Below are 14,382 nucleotides of genomic sequence, written 5' to 3'. Positions count from 1 at the left end.
TTGTATGTTCCCGATAAACAACTTTTTCTCTTCGTTTTTTTTGAAATAGTTTCATATAACCTCCCGCTTTCTAGTGATAACTTATTGTTCCTACTTCTAGTATAGTCAAGGAAGACAGGTTTCATACACGGATAAGGGAATATCAGTTTTTTAATGAAAAGAGGAATGAAACGGTGTCAATCTGTATAGATATGAAGTAGGGGGAGTGACAGATGGAAAAGGAACGTTCAGGTATTTTAATTAATTTTATTGTTCGGGCAGTAATAGGAATCGGACTTATTTTTTTCGTGAACGAATATCTTTCTTATAAACAGATAGAAATTGCGGTGGGGATTAACCCTGTGTCCGTTTTGGCATCCGGATTTTTAGGCGTGCCGGGAGTGGCTTTGCTTTATGGCATATTAGTGTATCAAAATTTGTAGAGTTTTTACAAAGTTTTGGAAAATCATTTTTAACTATGGACAAGAGAGGAAAACAGATTTATAATACAACTCACAAGTCACATAGATTCTAAGATAATCAGTCCATTCGGACAAGAAATCCAATAAGAAAATTTCATATACGATAAGGAGGAGATTGTGAAGAGCAGATGTTTTGTCGTTTGCGATAGTGAAATCGTTTATGCGGAGAAACTATCATTTATTTTAGGAAAGAAAATAGATTTTCCGGTATATGTCTGTTCTTTGGCAGAGCAGATTGAGGAAATAGCAAATGAACTTCCAATCGAAATATTACTTTTAGAAGAAAAATTTAGTGGAAAAGTACAGGAGAATATAGCAAAAAGGGTAATTTATCTTACACGGGAAAGGGAAAATGTGGAAGAAAAGCAGAGGATTTATAAATATCAGTCGGCAGACAATATACTTTCAGATTTGCTTAATATTTACGCAGGAGAGGAGGACAGAGATATTTTAAGACAGAGCAGATATAAAGAATGCTCAATTATCGGAGTATATTCACCTGTTCATCGTGTGGGGAAAACGACTTTTGCAATCGCACTTGGAAAAGAACTTGCGAAAGAGGAGAGAACTTTATATTTGAACTTGGAAGAATATTCCGGCTGGGAAGATAGAATGATGATGAAATCTTCTCGGACAATTGCAGATTTACTCTATTATACGCGACAGGAAAACAGTAGAATTAGTACAAAAGTTAGCGTTATGACGGAAAAAATAGGACAGTTAGAATACATTGCGCCGATGAAAATCAGCGAAGATTTGAAGGCGGTCACTTACGAAGAGTGGCAGGAGTTATTCGATCAACTTTTACATTTGCGGCTATACCGGAAAATCATTATTGATTTTGGAGAATGTGTGCAGGGTTTATGGAAATTGTTGGAAATGTGCCGAAGAATTTATATGCCGATTAATAGGCAGAGGGAATCTGTGGCAAAGGTAACACAGTTTGAGAAAAATGCGGATGTTCTAGGATATGGAGAAATATTGGACAAGATTATACAGTTGGAAATTGCGGAAGATATGGAGGGCTATGTGAAAGATTTACTAAAGAAGGAGGAAAAACAGCGTGATGCAGGCAGAACAGTTTCATGGGAAGATATTGGAAAGGATTGATTTATCGGAGGGAATCGATGATGAAGAACTTACAGAGGTTATCTATCAGGTTTTAGAAGAATATGGAGAAAAGCAATATATTTCTTTACAGGATAAGGTGGAAGTGGGACAAGAACTATTTAATGCCTTTCGTAAATTGGATATTTTACAAAATTTAATTGAAGATGAAACCATTACGGAGATTATGATTAACGGAAATCAAAATATTTTTATTGAAAGAAACGGTAAAATTATTCTAAGTGATAAGCGATTTATTTCCAAGAAGAAACTGGAAGATGTCATTCAGCAGATTGTTGCCGAAACAAATCGGATTGTAAATGAGGCGGTACCTATTGTAGATACAAGACTTTCGGATGGCTCACGAGTGAATGTGGTTTTATATCCGATTGCATTAAACGGACCGATTGTCACTATCCGAAAATTTCCAAAAGAAAGTATTACACTGGAGAAATTACGGCAATGGGGAGCGTTAAATCAGGAAATCATTTCATTTTTGCAAATCTTAATTCAATCAAAATATAACATTTTTATTAGTGGTGGAACCGGAACAGGCAAAACCACATTTCTAAATGCGTTATCGCAGCATATACCAAAAGATGAAAGAGTAATTACAATTGAAGACAATGCGGAATTGCAGATAAAAGAACTTCCCAATCTTGTTAGTTTGGAGGCGAGAATGGCAAATGTTGAAGGAGCAGGGGAAATTAGTATTCGCGACTTAATTAAAACGGCGCTTAGAATGCGTCCGGATAGAATTATTGTCGGGGAAGTAAGGGGAGAGGAAGTGATTGATATGCTTCAGGCGATGAATACGGGACATGACGGTTCACTCAGCACAGGGCATGCTAACAGTTCAAAGGACATGATAACAAGGTTGGAAACGATGGTACTTATGGGAATGGACTTACCGCTGCCGGCAATTCAAAGGCAGATTGCATCGGGGGTAGATATATTAATTCATCTCGGACGATTTCGGGATAAAAGTAGAAAATTAATTTCCATAGAAGAGGTTGCAGGATGTGATAGTGAAGGGGTTCGGTTAAATATGCTTTATCAATTTCAGGAAACAGGAGAAAAAGGAGGAAGAGTAGAAGGAAAGTGGGTAAAAATCAATGAAATGGAGAAAAGAGGAAAACTACTGGCAGCGGGATATACGCAAAAGGGATAAAGTACTGGCAATAATACAAGGTCTTGGCGAGGCAGGTGTTCTGGCATATTTATTCTATCACTCGTGGATTGGTTATGTATTTTTAATGCCTCTTTTGTTTTTTCATTACCGAACATGGAAGGAAGATTATGCGGAGAAAAAGAAAGAAAAATTTCAAAGACAGTTTAAAGAGGCATTACAGTCGCTGCGAACGGTATTAAATGTAGGGTATTCTATTGAAAATGCAGTGAGAGAAGTACAAAAGGAATTGGCTACGATATATGGGAAGGAGGCGCTTATCACAAAAGAATTTTCTTATCTTGTCAGGCAGTTGGAAATGAATATTCCGGTGGAACAGGCATGGAAAGCGTTTGCGGATAGGGTAGAAATAAGTGAGGTGACACACTTTGTTACGATACTTTCTACTATTAAGCGAAGTGGAGGAGATATGATAGCAGTTCTGAAACAGACGATACAAACCATTTGTATGAAATTGGAAGTGCAACAGGAAATTTATACGATAATCGTGGCAAAACAAATGGAATTTAAGATTATGTCTGCAATACCGATGGGAATTATTATCTATCTGAAAATGAGTTTTCCTGAATTTTTATCAGTGCTTTACGGAAGTATAGTTGGGAAAATAGTGATGACGGTTTGTCTGGCAATTTATTTTGTAGCTTATCAGTGGGGAAGAAAAATATTGGAAATAGAGGTGTAACGTGGACAGGAAAACGAAGGGAAAAATGCTTTTCGCTGGCGTAATAACTCTTATATGTACATTTGGGAGTCTGATTTTAGAAATAGGAAGTTTGCGTGTGAATACGGTGGAGAGGAATGGATACGGAAAAAGTGAAAAGCAGGAAAGATATAAAGTGACTGTAGGAGATATTCTTAAGAAAGAGCCGTTAGAAATTGAAGTGGGAGAGGAAGAGTATACAGTTGAGGAAGTTAGAAAAGTATTTAAGCAGACAATGGATAAATTAGAGAAAATTGTTTTGGCAGAAAACGAGAGTGCCGATCATGTAGAGAAAAATTTAAATTTGATTACGGAGATGCCGGATTTCCCGATAAAAATTGCTTGGGAAACGGATAAAAATGAGATTATCAATGAGCAGGGAGAAATTCAGGAGAAAAATATTTCATCGGAAGGCGATATGGTGGAAATAAAAGGATGCCTTTCCTACGGAGAAGAAGAGTGTATGTATGTGATGAATGTGATGGTCTATCCGAAAACACTAAGTAAGAAGGAAAGAATGCTGGCACAAATTCAGGATAAGGTACATTTTTTGGACAAGCAAAGTAAAAATAATTCTAAAATGCCTCTTCCAGCAGAAGTGAGCGGGGAAAAAATTATATGGCAGAAAGAAATGGACTATAAGTTTCTCTATATATTGGTACTTGGAGGAGTCTGTACGGTTGCGATTTATACTAGAGAAAAGGAGGAAAAGAAGAAAAAAGAGAGAGAAAGAACAGAACAGATGAATATTGATTATCCTGAAATTATCAGTCAGTTGGCATTGCTTATCGGTTCGGGAATGACAGTAAAAAATGCGTGGAAAAAAATGATGTTTCAATATGAGAAACGAAAAGAGAGGGAGATTCGTTTTGCATATGAAGAGATGTCTTCTACCATGCGGGAAATGCAGGGAGGAATGACGGAAGCGGAGAGTTATGAGCGTTTTGGCAAGAGATGTGGCATTTCTTCTTATATGAAATTAGGGACAATTCTTTCCCAAAACGTGAGAAAGGGGTCAAAGGGTCTGACTGAATTGCTGGAAAAAGAAACAAAGGAAGCATTAGAAACAAGAAGACAAAGAGCAAAACAATATGGGGAAACGGCGGGGACAAAACTATTGTTGCCAATGAGTATGATGTTAGTTGTTGTGCTGATTATTGTAATTGTGCCGGCGTTTTTATCCATATCCATTTAGGAGGAGAAAATATGAATAGAATCAGATTATTTTGGAGTACGTTGAAAAATGATAAAGGAATCGGTGTGGTAGAAGTCATACTAATTTTGGTTGTACTGATAGGGCTTGTTATTATTTTTAAATCGCAATTGACAGAAATTGTTCAGTCTATTTTTGAGAAAATTACAAGCGAAAGTTCCGGTATTTAGAGGATAAGAAGATGAAAAAAGGTGAAGTTACCGCTTTTTTGAGCATTGTATTTCTTTTGTTTTTATCTTTAACAGCGACAATTATTGAGAGTGCATCTGTGCAGATAACAAAAAATAAAAGGCGGTCAGATGTGGAAAGAGCAATGGAATCTTCTTTTGCGGAGTATCAAAAAAATTTATTGGAAGAGTATGATGTATTTGCGTTGGAGGGGACATATGAAAAAGGCGTTTTTTCAGAGAAAGAATTGCTGGACAGGATGAAATTTTACGGTGTGGGAAAAGGAATACATGAAATAGAAAAAATACAGTTGTTAAGTGATGACTTTGGCAGAGCGTTTCGTGAACAGGTGATTGCATATAGGAAACAGAAAAGCGGTATCGGAAATATGGAAGAACTTGCAGGAACAACAACAGAATGGGAAGAACAAGAGAAAAAGCAGGAAATATATGAAGAAGAGGGGAAGGAGGTGACGGGAAGTTTAGAACAATCTTTGACGGAGGCAGAGCAGCAACTCCCCGAAGAAGATAATCCATTTGGAATTTTTTCAGAGATAAAAGCAAAAGGGATGCTTTGGATGACAGTTCCAAAAGAGATGAATGTTTCACAAAAGGTAGTTACATTGCAAGAATTACCGTCTAATCGAAAACTGCGAAAAGGCAGGGGGACATTTAAAACGCCGAAAGAAAAAAATGTGACGATGTCTAAATTATATTTTGCATCATATTTATTAGAAAAATTTTCAGCGGCAGACAATCCTGATGAGAAGAAAAAATTATCTTATGAATTAGAATATGTGATTGGTGGAAAAGAAAGTGACCGAGAAAATTTGGATATAGTTGTTACGAAACTTGTCGGTATGCGTTTTCCGGTGAACTATGGATTTCTTTTAAGTGACAGTGTAAAAAAAGCGGAGGCAGAAACGATGGCTACAACTTTGGCGGGGGTGATTGCCCTGCCTGCATTAATAGGTGTGATTAAACAGGCGATTTTACTGGCGTGGGCATTCGGTGAAAGTATAATGGACGTTCGTTCTTTGATGACAGGAGGAAAAATTGAATTATTGAAAAACCGGAAGAACTGGAAATTACAGTTATCATCATTATTGAAACTGGGAAAGGAGGATGTAGATGTACAAAAAAGTGAAAACGGACTTTCCTATCGTGAATATTTGCGTATGTTGCTTTTTTTACAAAAGGAAGAAGAATGCACGATGAGAAGTTTAGATATTGTTGAGATGAATATACGACAGAAAAGGGGAAACTTTTTCAGAGTGGATTCATGTGTAAGTAAATTAGAAATAAAAAGTGTCTGTGCAATTAGAGAGAAGATTACATATCGTTTTTCTACTCTATACGGATACCAATAAAAGAAAAGAGGTGAATAAGGATGTCCTTTCTATTTATAAATTCCCAAAACATATCAAAAAAAGAAAAAATGAATAACGTAAGGAAGGAGGAAGACTCTACTAAGACACAAACCATAACATCATATTTCCCAAAACACATAGAGAGGGCATCCTTATTCACCTCTTTTAAAGGGAGTATTACGGTGGAAACCGCTCTAATACTTCCACTGTTCTTTTTGGCTGTTTGTTGTTTATGTTACCTTTTGGAAGTGATGTCTATTCAACTGACGATAAGGTCTGCGCTTGATGAAGTGGGAAGAGAGGCGGCGGTCGAAGCATATGGGAAACCATTTGTCTTTGCAGGAGAACTTGAAGAAAAAGTAGTAAATCATATCGGGAGAGAACGGTTGGATAAAAGTGCTGTTTCAGGGGGGAGCAGAGGATTGGACTTGAGTAAGACAAGCATTTCGGGGAAAAGTAAAATTATCAAAATGTGTGCAGAGTATAGAATAAAATTACCCATATATACTTTCGGAAAACTGGCGTTATCATGTAGAGAGGAGTTGTGTCTGAAAGGCTGGACGGGATATGAGAAAGAATTTGGTTTTCAGGATAAGGAAGATATTGTATATGTCACGGAAACAGGTATGGTTTATCACAGAAATAGCCAATGTACTTATTTGGATTTATCTATTCGCATGGTGGGGAAAAAAGATATTGCAAAGTTGCGTAATGAAGACGGTGAGAAATATAAGGCTTGTGAGAAATGTGGCAGAAAAGCGGGTATAAATGTGTATATAACCGGTCAGGGAAATAGGTATCACAAATCTATAGGTTGCAGTGGACTGAAGAGAAAGGTTTATGCCATACCGCTTTCAGAAGCATTAGGGAAAGGAGAATGTTCAAGATGTGGGGATTAATCTTCCTTTTGATTTGTTCCGTGTGGGATTTGCACACAAAAAGGATACCGATATGGCTGCTTGGTGTGGGAGCAGGAGGAATAATTTTGTTTCACCTATTTTGGAATGATGTAAATCTGTTTAGTGTGTTTGGAGGTGTCGGAATTGGTGCTATCTGTCTTATTGTAAGCAAAGTGACAAAGGAAGCATTGGGATATGGGGATAGTCTTCTCATCTGTCTGTTGGGCGGTTATGTAGGATTTATAAATATACTTTGGATAATCACGGTTGCTTTTGGGTTGGCAGGGATATTTTCGTTAATTTTCTTTGTGGGGAAAAGCAGATACAAAGAGAAAACAATTCCATTTATTCCGTTTCTGACAATATCTTATATGGGAGTGATGTATATATGAAAACAATGAAAGCAAGTCTTATGGTTGAGACAGCATACATTATGCCTGTAATTTTTCTGAGTTTTTTGATAGGAGTGTATATGTTGTTCTATTTTCATGATAAAAATATTCTTCTCGGAGCAGGGTACGAAACAGCAGTTGTAGGAAGCGAAAAGGTGAAATGGAGTGAAGAAAATATAGAAAAGAAAATGGAAACATTTTTTCGGGAAAGAGTACGGGGAAAGATGATTTTCTTTTCTATGCCCAAAGTGACTGTAAAATGTGAAAAGGATAAATTTTCGGTAGTTGCATTTGCGAGAAAGGGAAAAATGCTTTTGAATGTCAGGCAAGAGCGAACGGTAATAATGCCGGAGAAGTATATAAGAAAGAAAAGGAAAATTTATGGAAACTAAATATAAACAGGATTGGAATCATATGTATTTTATTTTGGAAAGACCGGAGTTTTATGAGGAAGATTATCAGATGAAGATGATGAAGGAAAATAAAATTGAAGGACTTCTACAAGTCAGTGGACAGGGGATAAATGGTAAAAGTCAGTACAGCTATGAAATTAGTGGGAAAGTTTCCATGAAATCGGTTTACGAAAAAATGGCAATTGAAAAGGAAGAACTGACAAATTTTTTACAGCAGTTTCTAAATCTGCTCAGTCAGATAGAGAATTACCTTTTAAGTGCAAATTGTATTTTGCTTCAACCGGAATATATTTTCTATGAAGACGGAAAATATTTTTTCTGTTATCTGCCGATAGAAGAGGAGCAATTCTGTTATAGCTTTCATTGCCTTACGGAGTATTTTGTCAGTAAAATTAATCATAAAGAGCAGTCGGCAATTCTACTTGCTTATGAATTACACAAAGCAACTATGGAAGAAAATTATAGTTTGGAGAAGATTGTCGGAAAGGCAATAACAGTGAGTGAAAATGAAATTAGAACAGAAAAAATCAAGGAAGAGGAGTACGAGGATGATTGGATTGATTTTGACGAAGAAGAGGAAAAGAAAGGAAATGTTTTAGAGGAGAAATGGAGGCTGTGGAAGGAAAAAGTCGGAAGAAAAAAAGCAGGGAAATGGGGAGAGTGGGAAAAGGAATAAGGAATAAGGAAAAGAGAGAAACTGTAAAATACTGGAAAGGTGGGTAAAAATTTAGTTGTGGAAATAAGAGATAACAGTTATAATATATTTAAAGTTAAATTTCAAAAACAGTACGTTATATGAATAATTGATGGAAAAAATCTCTGATTAACATAAAGGGAGGAAGAGGATGCCGATAAAGAAAAAACCAATCATAACAATGGGAATTATCGGAATAAATGCTCTTGTGTTTGTATGGCTATCTTTTTTCGGAATGACAGAGGATGCCGGCTATATGTTAGAACATGGGGCAATGTTTGTTCCACTTGTGTTGGGCAATCACGAATACTACCGATTGATAACCAGTATGTTTTTACATTTTGGTTTTTCGCATTTGATGAATAATATGGTCATGCTATTCTTTCTTGGAAGTATATTGGAAGAAGAAATCGGTGGTTTTAAGTACTTTTTATTATATTTTGTGAGTGGATTGGCAGGAAATCTTTTGTCGGCAGCGATGGATTTAAAGACGGGGGAATTTGTCGTATCCGCAGGTGCGTCAGGAGCAATTTTTGGTGTGATTGGGGCGTTGCTCATTATCGTAGCCAAAAATCACGGACATTTAAGAACCTTGAACGGAAGGGGTATGGTATTTATGGTTGTTTGTAGTCTGTATCATGGATTTACAAGTACAGGCGTAGACAACATGGCGCATATCGGTGGGTTGGTGTCAGGAATTTTACTTGCATTTATCTTGTATCGGAAGCGTCAGGGTAAAAGCAGTGCTGTGGAATGGAACTGATTGTACATGAATTGTTCCATGATGTGCTTCCGTAACTGCTTTGACAATTGCAAGTCCAAGTCCTGTACCATTTTCTTTGTAGGTGGTAAAGGGCGTAAAAATCTCTGAGAGATGATTTTGCGGGATTCCGCAGCCGTTATCTTTTATATTAAGAATAATAGAATTATCTTTATATTGTGCGGAGAAGAATATTTTTCCGTTAGAATTTACGGCATCTTTAGCATTTGATAAAAGATTAAGCAACGCTTCTTGTAGTTTTATCGGATCACCGGACATATCCGGAAGATTTTGCTCAATTTGTGAGGTTAGTTCAATAGAGCCATCCGATAGTGTTGTTGCAAAAGACAGAATAAGTCTTTTGAAAAAATCAGTAGAATGAATCGTAGTTTTATGTAAACGAGAACCATTATTGTAGGAAGAAAGTTCTTCCAACAATGTTTTCATAAAAGAAATATCTCCAAGCATCTGTTTCCAATAGGAAAAGTGGATGACTTCAGGATGTTGTTTTTGAATTAATTGTAAAGCGCTTGAAATGAGAGTGAGTGGATTTCTTATTTCATGGCTGATTTTGCTTATGGTAAGTTGTTGAAAATCCAATAATTTTTGAATTAGTATATAATTGTCGGAGTTTTCATTCATCAATCGGTGTAATTGTTTTTCATCGTCTAATGTGAACATATCTACATCCTCCTGCAAAAAGTGTAACATTGGGGCAGGCTGGATTCAATAAAAAGAATAGAACAAATTTCGACAAATAAATCATAGAACAAAAGAAAAGAGGGAATATAATGAGAGATAATAATTGTATTTTTTGTAAGATAGCAAATGGAGAAATTCCATCAGCAACAATATATGAAGATGAAGATTTTCGTGTGATATTAGATTTGTCACCGGCTTCAAAAGGACACGCATTAATTTTGCCAAAAGAGCATTATGCAAATCTTTTTGAGTTGGACGATGAGGTGGCGTCAAAAGTATTGCCTGTTGCAAAGCAGGTAGTTACAAAAATGAAAGAAGTGTTAAATTGTGATGGTTATAACCTTGTGCAGAATAATGGAGAGTCAGCAGGGCAGACAGTAAATCATTTTCATTTACATTTGATTCCAAGATATGAGGGAGATAATGTAGGACTTCAGTGGACTCCGGGTACACTGAGTGAAGAGGTAAAAGAGGAAATTTTATCAAAACTTCGATAAATGGTAGTACAAGCAGAGAAAGATGGTAATAATGAATGAGATAGAAAGTGTGAAAATGGAATTTACCGGTAATATAAAATTCGACAGTATATATGGCAGGAACAGAAATAAAGTATTTCAGACAGTGTTATATTATACGAAAAGGATGGAAATTGCAGAAGAAATTACGCAAGAGATTTTTATGGAATTGTATGTAAAAATCGGAGAAATAGATGAGGCAAAAGTGGAGAACTGGTTACTTACCGTTGCAAAGAATAAATCATTAAATTGGATAAATAAAATTAATGCTGAAACAAGAAGTATAGAGTGTTTACAGGAAAGAGAAGATTTGCTGATTGAAAGTGTAGAATATAGTGTGCTTGAGAAAGAACGCAGACAAGACTTTGGACTTTTAAGTAAGGAGATTTTTCACGAGTTACACAAAGAAAATGAAAGATGGTACGAAGTGATTAGCGGTATTTATTGCTCAGGTAAAACGTCCACAGAAATTGCTGAGGAACTTCATGTGAGTAAAGATGTTATCTATGCCACTATTTATAGAGCAAGGCGTTGGATAAAACGCAATTATGGAGAACGGTATGGAAAAATCTTTGAATAAGGCAGAAGTACATTGAGTTAAATAAAAAATAGAATGTGCGATGCACATTCTATTTTTTATCTATTGAGCAGCATCTTCAATTAATTTGATAATAGTATCAATTGAGTTTTGCTGTAAGGACTGACTCATTGCATTTGCATAAGCGTCACGGTTATCATATAGACTATGGATTGAAGCAAGAAGTTTTTCGTTACTTAAATCTTCTTCTTCGATTACAATGCTAAATCCCTGTCGTTCAAAAGAACGTGCATTTAAAATCTGGTCGCCGCGGCTTGCGTTAGCGGAAAGTGGAATTAGTAAATTTGGTTTGCGAAGAGCGAGCAGTTCACAGATAGCGTTTGCACCGGCACGGGAGATAACAATATCTGTTAAGGCGAAAATATCTTTTAATTCATTTTGAACATATTCAAACTGCACATAACCTTTTAAATGATTGAAGGATGAATCCACTTTGTTTTTACCGCATAGGTGAATAACTTGGAAGTTTTGTAAAAGTTCAGGTAAAATAGTGCGGATTGCGTCATTAACAATTGCTGAACCTAAACTTCCACCGATAATCAAAATGACAGGTTTATCTTCTGTCAGACCGCAAAATTCTAAGGCGGCTTTTCTATCTCCGGATAGGAGTTCCTGTCGGATAGGAGAACCGGTAAGAATTGCTTTTTCCTTTGGAAGATATTCTAATGTTTCCGGAAAGTTACAGCATACTTTTGTGGCGGAAGGGATGGAAAGTTTATTTGCCAGCCCCGGAGTCATATCCGATTCATGAATAATGGTTGGAATATGATGACGTTTCGCAGCCATAACAACAGGAACAGATACAAAACCGCCTTTAGAAAAGACAACATCCGGTTTCAAAGATTTCATTAATTTATTTGCTTCATTTAATCCTTTTAAAATACGGAAAGGATCTGAAAAGTTTTTTAAACTAAAATAACGGCGTAATTTTCCGGACGAAATACCGTGATAGTCAATACCTAATTGTTCGATTAATTCTTTTTCAATACCGTTGTAAGAGCCGATATAATGAATATCATAATCTAACTCTTTTAAACGTGGCAATAAAGCAATATTGGGGGTAACGTGTCCTGCGGTTCCTCCCCCGGTAAGTATAATTCGTTTCATAAATTTCCCTCCGAAATACAGTATATAAGATTTATATTAAACAGATTTCAAAAAAAGGTCAAGGGAAATGAAAAATAGACAATAGAAGATGAGGTGACACATGAATAAGAAAGAAGACGTAATTGCACAATATTCCGATGAAGAATTACAGAAAGAAGCGGATGAGATAAGAGCAATTATAGAAAATCAACCTGAATTGCAGAAAATAGAAATGCCTGAGGAGGTACATATTTCATTAATGAATAAAATTAAAGAGTACGAAGAGGAAAAATTGCGGAATGCTCTGCCTGAAAGGGATAAGGAGGCATTGCGTATCGGAAGACAAGTACAGAATAAGAGAGAATGTGCAAAACGGAATAGAAAAGCACTACGACGTATGGCAGGGCTTGCGGCAGCAGTTGCAGTAGTTATTGGAGTTGGTGTGACGAGTGTAGGCGGTAAGAAACTTTTTGTGGATGTTTTTGAGAAAAACTTCGGTGGAGAAGATAAAACATATGTGGAATCAGGAGATTCTGAAATGGTGGGAGAAATTACAGAGGAGCAGGCATGGGAAGAAATAAAAGTGATTTTGGGAGAAGAACCTATTCGAATGACATATAAACCTAAAAACACAAAATTTTTAAATGTAGTAGTGGATAAAGATTTACAAGAAGCAACTTTATTTTATTCAATAGGAGATAAAGTGCTAAATTTTCGTATTGTATCTCGTTATGTGAAGAGTTCAACCGGAATAGAAATTTCAGATGAATTGGTTCAAGAGTATGTTATAGAGTTGCCGGAAACAAAAATTAATGTTAAGGAATATAATATTGTGGAAACCGGCGAGAAAGAGTATATAGCACAATTTACATATAAAAACAGTGAATATTTTCTTACGGGGATTATAAATCAAGCAGAATTTGAAAAAATTATTAAAAATTTACACTTTTTTTAAAAAATGGCGTCAGATTTTCCTTCTTGGATTGTATATATAATGTAGGACAAAATAAGGAGGAGAAAAGATGCGAAAGAAAATAGCAATTACAGTTGCTGCCGTACTACTTTCTTTAACTGTTTCGGGCGGAGCAGGAGAAGTGAAGGCAGCCGCAAATGTGCAGAATATATCTGCCACAGAAGAAAGTAAACTAAGTGAGGGGCTTATACAACCAAGAGGACAGTATTTACAGTCAGGTAGTTCCAGTATAGGTCAAATCGGAAGTGGAAAAATTAAAGTATCAGGGACAACAATTGCTCAAAAAGTTGTTTCTAACATCAAAGTAAGCGTTATGGTGGAACGTCGGGTAAAGGGAGATTGGGTAAGTTATACTTCGTGGAATGCGAGTGACACAAATTCATACTTTATTACAACTTCTAAAACTCTAACTGTTCCAAAAGGATATTATTATCGTGTGAGAAGTGTTCATTCTGCGAATACGGATGTAGGAGATTCAAATACTAACGCAATCTACGTTGATTAGTTTTCGATTCAGAGGGATTGCTGCAGCCATTGCAGCAGTTACGGAAGAGAAACTGTTAACGAAGATTCAAGTAGTTTTTCCTATCTCATGTCTTTACACTAAACTACCGGAATCCTGCAATGGCTACAGCAGTCCCTCTGGATGAGATAAATCTTTATAATATTAATTATAGATATTAATATTTCAAAAATCAGACTATATCATTTCTATGGAGTTGAAGGCAAAACAACTCTGTCTAATAAAAATAAAAACTATCGACAAATTTTATTGTCAATAGTTTCTAATCTTAGCGTCCTGTCGCTTCTTTTAAAGCCTGTGCAAGTTGATCAGGACAAGATGTGGATTTGAATCCGCATTTAATTCCTTCAATGCGAGAAATCGCTTCATCTACATTCATCCCTTCAATTAACTTTGCAATTCCCTGTAAATTTCCAGAACATCCTCCCGTAAATTGAACAGCGTGAACGGTATTGTCTTGAATATCAAATGTAATTTTCTGTGAACATACTCCATGTGGTCTGTATTCCATATCTGTAACCTCCTTTGCTTTTGCTATTATAACAAAGGTGTTCAAAAAAAACTAGGTAAGAAATCAAAATTCTGTTATACTGGAAAAGGAAAAGCGTAGGAATTAACTT

19 protein-coding genes are annotated in these 14,382 nt (G+C 36.1%); 16 read left to right on the top strand and 3 right to left on the bottom strand.

The genetic code is table 11. The features are described from left to right. The first annotated feature begins 212 nt into the window (after positions 1-212). From ACYPXO_RS07455 to ACYPXO_RS07400, 12 genes are all read left to right on the top strand, one after another. Positions 213-422: a pro-sigmaK processing inhibitor BofA family protein gene (locus ACYPXO_RS07455; protein WP_459639978.1), complete on the top strand. Its 210-nt coding sequence runs from the start codon at positions 213-215 to the stop codon at positions 420-422. A gap of 156 nt (positions 423-578) precedes the next feature. Then, positions 579-1,571: a P-loop NTPase family protein gene (locus tag ACYPXO_RS07450; RefSeq protein WP_459639977.1), complete on the top strand. Its 993-nt coding sequence runs from the start codon at positions 579-581 to the stop codon at positions 1,569-1,571. Further along, positions 1,525-2,739 (top strand): CpaF family protein, encoded by a 1,215-nt coding sequence (locus ACYPXO_RS07445; protein WP_459639976.1) that lies wholly within the window; start codon positions 1,525-1,527, stop codon positions 2,737-2,739. Before ACYPXO_RS07450 ends, ACYPXO_RS07445 begins: the two co-directional genes overlap by 47 nt. Continuing rightward, positions 2,684-3,439 (top strand): type II secretion system F family protein, encoded by a 756-nt coding sequence (locus tag ACYPXO_RS07440; protein ID WP_459639975.1) that lies wholly within the window; start codon positions 2,684-2,686, stop codon positions 3,437-3,439. The genes ACYPXO_RS07445 and ACYPXO_RS07440 overlap by 56 nt, the downstream gene beginning before the upstream one ends. A gap of 1 nt (position 3,440) precedes the next feature. Then, entirely contained in the window at positions 3,441-4,652 is a 1,212-nt protein-coding gene (locus ACYPXO_RS07435) for a type II secretion system F family protein (RefSeq protein WP_459639974.1), read from the top strand. Positions 4,653-4,663: 11 nt separating this feature from the next. Next, the gene (locus ACYPXO_RS07430; protein WP_459639973.1) at positions 4,664-4,840 is read left to right on the top strand and encodes a Flp1 family type IVb pilin; all 177 of its coding nucleotides are present in this window, start codon (positions 4,664-4,666) and stop codon (positions 4,838-4,840) included. A gap of 11 nt (positions 4,841-4,851) precedes the next feature. Continuing rightward, entirely contained in the window at positions 4,852-6,207 is a 1,356-nt protein-coding gene (locus tag ACYPXO_RS07425) for a DUF5702 domain-containing protein (RefSeq protein ID WP_459639972.1), read from the top strand. 182 nt (positions 6,208-6,389) lie between these two features. Further along, entirely contained in the window at positions 6,390-7,106 is a 717-nt protein-coding gene (locus tag ACYPXO_RS07420; protein WP_459639971.1) for a pilus assembly protein, read from the top strand. After that, positions 7,094-7,498, top strand: coding sequence for a prepilin peptidase (locus ACYPXO_RS07415; protein WP_459639970.1), 405 nt, complete (start codon positions 7,094-7,096; stop codon positions 7,496-7,498). The genes ACYPXO_RS07420 and ACYPXO_RS07415 overlap by 13 nt, the downstream gene beginning before the upstream one ends. Continuing rightward, positions 7,495-7,890 (top strand): TadE family protein, encoded by a 396-nt coding sequence (locus ACYPXO_RS07410; RefSeq protein WP_459639969.1) that lies wholly within the window; start codon positions 7,495-7,497, stop codon positions 7,888-7,890. The genes ACYPXO_RS07415 and ACYPXO_RS07410 overlap by 4 nt, the downstream gene beginning before the upstream one ends. Then, on the top strand, positions 7,880-8,587 hold the full coding sequence (locus ACYPXO_RS07405; RefSeq protein ID WP_459639968.1) for a DUF6382 domain-containing protein: 708 nt from the start codon (positions 7,880-7,882) through the stop codon (positions 8,585-8,587). The genes ACYPXO_RS07410 and ACYPXO_RS07405 overlap by 11 nt, the downstream gene beginning before the upstream one ends. 169 nt (positions 8,588-8,756) lie before the next feature. Further along, positions 8,757-9,368 carry a rhomboid family intramembrane serine protease gene (locus tag ACYPXO_RS07400; protein ID WP_459639967.1) on the top strand — a complete coding sequence of 204 codons (612 nt, stop codon included), beginning with the start codon at positions 8,757-8,759 and terminating at the stop codon, positions 9,366-9,368. Here the strand turns inward: ACYPXO_RS07400 and ACYPXO_RS07395 are convergent. Next, complete coding sequence (locus tag ACYPXO_RS07395; RefSeq protein WP_459639966.1) at positions 9,306-10,046, bottom strand: sensor histidine kinase; 741 nt, start codon at positions 10,044-10,046, stop codon at positions 9,306-9,308. The genes ACYPXO_RS07400 and ACYPXO_RS07395 overlap by 63 nt on opposite strands. Before the next feature lie 110 nt (positions 10,047-10,156). Here ACYPXO_RS07395 and ACYPXO_RS07390 point away from each other — a divergent pair, with 110 nt between their 5' ends. Together ACYPXO_RS07390 and ACYPXO_RS07385 are read left to right on the top strand one after the other, a co-directional pair. Then, positions 10,157-10,564 (top strand): HIT family protein, encoded by a 408-nt coding sequence (locus ACYPXO_RS07390; protein WP_459639965.1) that lies wholly within the window; start codon positions 10,157-10,159, stop codon positions 10,562-10,564. 31 nt (positions 10,565-10,595) lie between these two features. Beyond that, positions 10,596-11,162 carry an RNA polymerase sigma factor gene (locus ACYPXO_RS07385; protein WP_459639964.1) on the top strand — a complete coding sequence of 189 codons (567 nt, stop codon included), beginning with the start codon at positions 10,596-10,598 and terminating at the stop codon, positions 11,160-11,162. Positions 11,163-11,222: 60 nt separating this feature from the next. Here the strand turns inward: ACYPXO_RS07385 and ACYPXO_RS07380 are convergent, their stop codons facing one another. Next, on the bottom strand, positions 11,223-12,287 hold the full coding sequence (locus ACYPXO_RS07380; RefSeq protein WP_459639963.1) for an undecaprenyldiphospho-muramoylpentapeptide beta-N-acetylglucosaminyltransferase: 1,065 nt from the start codon (positions 12,285-12,287) through the stop codon (positions 11,223-11,225). A gap of 100 nt (positions 12,288-12,387) precedes the next feature. Here ACYPXO_RS07380 and ACYPXO_RS07375 point away from each other — a divergent pair, with 100 nt between their 5' ends. Both ACYPXO_RS07375 and ACYPXO_RS07370 read left to right on the top strand, forming a co-directional pair. Beyond that, a complete protein-coding gene (locus ACYPXO_RS07375) occupies positions 12,388-13,221 on the top strand; it encodes a DUF4367 domain-containing protein (protein ID WP_459639962.1) in 834 nt (277 codons plus the stop codon). A gap of 67 nt (positions 13,222-13,288) precedes the next feature. Then, positions 13,289-13,744, top strand: a complete 456-nt coding sequence (locus tag ACYPXO_RS07370; RefSeq protein ID WP_459639961.1) for a DUF6147 family protein — start codon at positions 13,289-13,291, stop codon at positions 13,742-13,744. A 286-nt stretch (positions 13,745-14,030) separates the two neighbouring features. On the opposite strand, the gene ACYPXO_RS07365 is transcribed toward ACYPXO_RS07370, so the two are convergent. Then, on the bottom strand, positions 14,031-14,273 hold the full coding sequence (locus tag ACYPXO_RS07365) for a TIGR03905 family TSCPD domain-containing protein (protein ID WP_459639960.1): 243 nt from the start codon (positions 14,271-14,273) through the stop codon (positions 14,031-14,033). Positions 14,274-14,382: the final 109 nt, after the last annotated feature.

Source organism: Faecalimonas canis, from assembly GCF_054601575.1.
The sequence above is the reverse complement of the archived record's forward strand: the minus strand, read 5'-3'. Positions and strand labels throughout refer to the sequence as shown.

What these genes read in the sequence shown, in the direction of transcription:
- ACYPXO_RS07455 (WP_459639978.1), top strand. Translation starts at nt 213, where the DNA reads ATGGAAAAGGAACGTTCAGGTATTTTAATTAATTTTATTGTTCGGGCA.
- ACYPXO_RS07440 (WP_459639975.1), top strand. Translation starts at nt 2,684, where the DNA reads ATGAAATGGAGAAAAGAGGAAAACTACTGGCAGCGGGATATACGCAAA.
- ACYPXO_RS07430 (WP_459639973.1), top strand. Translation starts at nt 4,664, where the DNA reads ATGAATAGAATCAGATTATTTTGGAGTACGTTGAAAAATGATAAAGGA.
- ACYPXO_RS07425 (WP_459639972.1), top strand. Translation starts at nt 4,852, where the DNA reads ATGAAAAAAGGTGAAGTTACCGCTTTTTTGAGCATTGTATTTCTTTTG.
- ACYPXO_RS07415 (WP_459639970.1), top strand. Translation starts at nt 7,094, where the DNA reads ATGTGGGGATTAATCTTCCTTTTGATTTGTTCCGTGTGGGATTTGCAC.
- ACYPXO_RS07410 (WP_459639969.1), top strand. Translation starts at nt 7,495, where the DNA reads ATGAAAACAATGAAAGCAAGTCTTATGGTTGAGACAGCATACATTATG.
- ACYPXO_RS07405 (WP_459639968.1), top strand. Translation starts at nt 7,880, where the DNA reads ATGGAAACTAAATATAAACAGGATTGGAATCATATGTATTTTATTTTG.
- ACYPXO_RS07400 (WP_459639967.1), top strand. Translation starts at nt 8,757, where the DNA reads ATGCCGATAAAGAAAAAACCAATCATAACAATGGGAATTATCGGAATA.
- ACYPXO_RS07395 (WP_459639966.1), bottom strand. Translation starts at nt 10,046, where the DNA reads ATGTTCACATTAGACGATGAAAAACAATTACACCGATTGATGAATGAA.
- ACYPXO_RS07390 (WP_459639965.1), top strand. Translation starts at nt 10,157, where the DNA reads ATGAGAGATAATAATTGTATTTTTTGTAAGATAGCAAATGGAGAAATT.
- ACYPXO_RS07385 (WP_459639964.1), top strand. Translation starts at nt 10,596, where the DNA reads ATGAATGAGATAGAAAGTGTGAAAATGGAATTTACCGGTAATATAAAA.
- ACYPXO_RS07380 (WP_459639963.1), bottom strand. Translation starts at nt 12,287, where the DNA reads ATGAAACGAATTATACTTACCGGGGGAGGAACCGCAGGACACGTTACC.
- ACYPXO_RS07375 (WP_459639962.1), top strand. Translation starts at nt 12,388, where the DNA reads ATGAATAAGAAAGAAGACGTAATTGCACAATATTCCGATGAAGAATTA.
- ACYPXO_RS07370 (WP_459639961.1), top strand. Translation starts at nt 13,289, where the DNA reads ATGCGAAAGAAAATAGCAATTACAGTTGCTGCCGTACTACTTTCTTTA.
- ACYPXO_RS07365 (WP_459639960.1), bottom strand. Translation starts at nt 14,273, where the DNA reads ATGGAATACAGACCACATGGAGTATGTTCACAGAAAATTACATTTGAT.